General features: G+C 65.0%; 4 protein-coding genes. 2 read left to right on the top strand and 2 right to left on the bottom strand.

The window, feature by feature from the left end; all coding sequences use genetic code 11:
* Positions 1–126: 126 nt before the first annotated feature.
* Complete coding sequence (locus tag ACEW8Q_RS21805; RefSeq protein WP_373506179.1) at positions 127–1467, bottom strand: NAD(P)/FAD-dependent oxidoreductase; 1341 nt, start codon at positions 1465–1467, stop codon at positions 127–129.
* Between the two features lie 51 nt (positions 1468–1518).
* Here ACEW8Q_RS21805 and ACEW8Q_RS21800 point away from each other — a divergent pair, with 51 nt between their 5' ends.
* Together ACEW8Q_RS21800 and ACEW8Q_RS21795 are read left to right on the top strand one after the other, a co-directional pair.
* Positions 1519–2766, top strand: coding sequence for a D-amino acid dehydrogenase (locus tag ACEW8Q_RS21800; RefSeq protein WP_373506178.1), 1248 nt, complete (start codon positions 1519–1521; stop codon positions 2764–2766).
* A gap of 71 nt (positions 2767–2837) precedes the next feature.
* A complete protein-coding gene (locus ACEW8Q_RS21795; protein ID WP_373506177.1) occupies positions 2838–3191 on the top strand; it encodes a septal ring lytic transglycosylase RlpA family protein in 354 nt (117 codons plus the stop codon).
* Between the two features lie 2 nt (positions 3192–3193).
* On the opposite strand, the gene ACEW8Q_RS21790 is transcribed toward ACEW8Q_RS21795, so the two are convergent.
* A partial coding sequence (locus ACEW8Q_RS21790; protein ID WP_373506176.1) for a response regulator occupies positions 3194–4324 on the bottom strand: 1131 nt, incomplete at its 5' end.

The following is a 4324-nucleotide window of genomic DNA, read 5'->3' as shown; positions in this document are numbered from 1 at the left end:
AAGCTGAGCGCTGAAGACCGCGCTGCGAAGAAGGCGGCCCGCCAGGCTGCCGGCAAGAAGCCGGACGCCGAACGCGCTGCGAAAAAGGCAGCCCGCCAGGCCGCGAAGAAAGCCTCCGCCAAGTAATCAGCGGGAATCCTGCCAGCCGTACCAGACATAAGCCCCTTTCAGATAAAGCGGGCGGAAGGCTGGCAGCGGAAATCTTGCAAGGCGGCGCGTGAGGACGTTCGGAACCTCCTCGCGCGCCGCCCTTTTTGTCAGCATGCGGGCTACCGCGCGGCCGCACCATGTGCCCATGGCGACGCCGTTGCCGTGATAGGCGATGGCGGTCCACACTGTCTCTCTTTCATCTAGCGTGCCGACATAGGGCACGAGATCGTAGGCGAGGCAGACGAAGCCGCGCCAGTAATGCGTGATCTCCACGTTTCGCCATTCCGGAAAGAGCTGGTTGAAGGCACCGGCCAGGAGCGGCCTGTAGGCCGCGCCGCCCTTGTCCGAGGCGTCGGTTCCGCCGCGCCCGCCGAACAGGAAGCGGCCATTGGGCAGAAGCCGGAAGTAATGAAGAAGCTTTCGTGAGTCGAAGGCCATGAGGCTCGATGTCCAGCCTTGCGCGCGGCGTTCGTCTTCGCTCAGCGGGCGCGTGACGATGATGCTGGAAAGGGCCGGCATGATACGGCCCGCGTGGCGGGTTGAGACATCCTCGGGCGTGTAGCCATTGGTGGCGACGATCACGTGCTTTGCTTGCAACGTTCCTCCGGCCGTGGTGAGGAGATGGCCGTCCGGCCGCTCCTCCCAGCGGGTGACCTGCGACCGGCCGTGAATGCGGGCGCCCGCCTTTGCGGCAGCCTGCGCAAGACCTCGCGCATAGTTCAGCGGATGGATGCCGAAGCCGGTGTGGGCCTTCAGCCCGCCGAAGAACTGCGGTCCCCAGATGCCGCGTTCCTTCAGGTCTTCGACGGCGAGGAGTTCGGTGTCCTCGCCGAAGGTCGATTTCATGAAGGCCTGGTCATCCTGCAACTCCGCCGCACGGCTGGGCAGATGGGCGAGTGTCACCTCGCCGTCGCTGCCGGCCCAGGCATCGATGCCGTGGCGTATGGTCAGGTCTCGCACGAGATCGACCGATTCCGCCATGGCGCGATAGTAGGCGCGTGTCGCGTCGAGACCGTAGGTCCTGATCATCTTGCCATAGGAGAGCTTGTGCGACCCGATGCAGGCGAAGCCGCCGTTGCGGCCCGATGCGCCCCAGCCGACATGGCCCGCCTCCAGCACGCGGACGTCGAGGCCCTGGCCTGCCAGTTCAAGGGCGGCAGAAAGTCCCGTGAAACCAGCACCGATGATGGCGACGTCGCAAGCCTCGTCGCTGGCAAGGGCTGGCGTGTCGAGCCCCAGCGGGTCGGCGGAAGCCTCCCAGTAGCTGTCAACTGCGCGGTCGAAATGGAAGGCATGCGGATGTGTGGTGGAAGCCATGATGCGCCCTTGCTAGCATCGGAATCGAACAAGATCAAAAAGGGCCGTGACATGAAGGTACTTGTGCTGGGCGCCGGCATCGTCGGGATTACCACGGCCTATGAGTTGAACCGTGACGGGCACGAGGTGACGGTGATCGACCGCGAGGCGGAGCCCGCGTCTTTCACCAGCTACTCGAATGCGGGCCTCTTCGCGCCAGGCCATGCCTATGCATGGTCGTCGCCTGCTGCGCCGAAGATCCTTCTCCGGTCGCTGTGGAAAGGCGACCAGGCGCTGCGCTTCAAGTTCTCGACCGACCTCAAGTTCTGGACATGGATGTGGCGCTTCTGGGGGCAGTGCACGCCGGAGCGCGCGGCGCTGAACACCACGCGCAAGGTGAAGCTCTGCAACTATTCGATGGATGTGTTCCATGAGACGGTGAAACGCACCGGCGTAGCCTTCGACGGGCGCACCGGCGGGCTTCTCTATCTCTACCGTTCGGAGGCGGCGCTGAAGGCGGCCTCCGCCAAGTCGCGCATCCTCTCCGACAATGGCTGCCGCATCGAAACGCTGGACCGCGATGGCGTGGCTGCGCGCGACCCGGCACTTGCGCCCGTGAAGGAAAAATTCGCAGGAGCGCTTTATGCGCCGGATGACGAGAGCGGCGATTGCCGCATGTTCGCGCGCAACATGGGAGACTGGCTGAAGGGCCAGGGCGTCACCTTCAAGTTCGGTACCACTATCACAGGCTTCGAGACGGAAGGCGACTGCGTGAGTGCCGTCATGACCGACAAGGGCCGTGAGGCCGCAGATGCCGTCGTGCTCTGCCTTGGCGTCTACTCGCCTCACCTCGCGAAGCAGATCGGACACGACCTGCCGATCTATCCGGTGAAGGGCTATGCGATCACGGCGCCCATGGCGGGCCGCAACAACCCGCCGACGATCGGCGGCGTGGACGAGGAAACGCTGGTCGCCTACGCGCCTTATGGCGACCGCATTCGCGTCACCGCGACGGCCGAATTCTCAGGCTATGGCCGTGACCACGAGCCAAAGGATTTCGCCACCATGCTCTCCACCATGAAGGCGCTGTTCCCCGATGGCGCGGACTGGAATGCGGCGAGCTATTGGGCGGGGCTTCGGCCGATGACGCCTGAAGGAACGCCCATTCTCGGGCCTTCCAAGCTGAAGAACCTGTGGTTCAATACTGGCCAGGGCCACATGGGCTGGACGATGAGCCACGGCGCGGCGCGGGTCACGGCTGACCTCGTTGCCGGGAAACCTCCGCAGATCGCGCTCGACGGGATGACTGCCGTCGCGTAATGCATTGCCTCATTCCCGCCGCAAATGACCCTATGGTGCCCTGCAATAAAAACCGCAGGGTATGTTCCGATATGAAAATGGTGCGTTTGGCGGTTGCCGCTTGTGTCGCCGCGATGGCAATGGGAGTGTTTTCCTCTGCTGATGCGGCCCAGACCGGTGTTGCGTCGTACTACAAGAGCGGAAAACGTACCGCCAACGGCGAACGCTTCAACCCGCATGGCTATACTGCTGCCCACCGGACGCTTCCCTTTGGCACGCGCGTGCTGGTGACGAACCTGAAGAACGGGCGCTCGGTCATCGTCCGCATCAACGATCGTGGCCCGTTTGCGCATGGCCGCGTCATCGACCTGAGCCTCGGCGCGGCGAAGGTCGTGGGCCTCATCTCGTCGGGTGTCGCCAAGGTAAAGGTCGTGCCGCTCGACTGAGGTCAGCCGGCGCGGAGTTTTTCCACTTCCGACATCACGTGATGCATTTCGCGAACGATGCTGCCCACCATGGCACCAGCGTCGAACGCCGCGCCGGTGCGGGCGGCGCGCTCCAGATCATGACAGGCCGCGACGGCCCGCATGGCGCCGATGTTTGCGCACATCGATTTCAGGGCATGCGTGGCATCCGCCAAGGCGATGAGGTCGGGCGTGGCGGAGAGCGCCGTCACCTGCTCGACGGCTTGCGGGACGCGGCCCGCGAAGAGATCAAGCACCCGGTAGAACAGAGCGGTGCTGCCGCCGATGTTGCGAAGGTCGGCCAGAACGCTTCGGTCGAGCACGTCATCCGCAGGAGTCTCGGCGATGCGCGTGGCCTCGGCGAAGGGCCGCCCCGCAAGCTGGGTTTCAAGGCATGAGACGATCTGGGCAAGGGTGAAAGGCTTGGTCATGTAGGCATCCATGCCGGCGCCGCGCCAGGTCTCGGTACCGCTGCCCGCCACATGCGCGGTGAGCGCCACGATGGGCGTGCGGCCGCCTGCGATGGCGAGAACCTCATGCGCGCGGATCTCGCGGGTGGCGCTGTAGCCATCCATCTCCGGCATGCTGCAGTCCATGAAGATGAGGTCGGGCTTGCGGGCCTTCCAGAGATCGACCGCCTCGCGCCCGTTCACGGCGACCTCGACCGCGACGCCAAGCTTGCGCAGCACCTCGATGATGACCTCGCGGTTCACGGCGTTGTCGTCGGCCACAAGGACATGGCGGCCCGGGAAACTTGCCTGCTGGCTGCGTTCCTGTGGCCGGCGGTCGAGAACGCTCAGGCCGCGCAGCCGGTTCTCGTGAATGCGTGTGACGATGTCGGCCATGTCCTGCTGGCGCAATGGCAGGATCATCAGGTCGTCGGCGCGATCCGCTGCGATTGCGGCTTCCCCGTCGGAATCGCCGATCGACCCGAGGCAGACGATCTTTGGCCGTGGCCCCGTGCCCACATCGAGCGTGCGCAGGCGCACCGCGGAGGCGAAGACCACGTCTGCTCCGGCGGCGTCGTGCTCCACCAGTTTCACCTCGAAGCCTGCCGCCGCCAGGGCCGTGCCCAAGGCCGACTGCGAGGCGAGGCCGTCGATGGCGATTGCCGC

Source organism: Aestuariivirga sp., from assembly GCF_041738905.1.
Taxonomy (GTDB): domain Bacteria; phylum Pseudomonadota; class Alphaproteobacteria; order Rhizobiales; family Aestuariivirgaceae; genus Aestuariivirga.
This window is presented reverse-complemented; position numbering and strand designations above follow the sequence as displayed.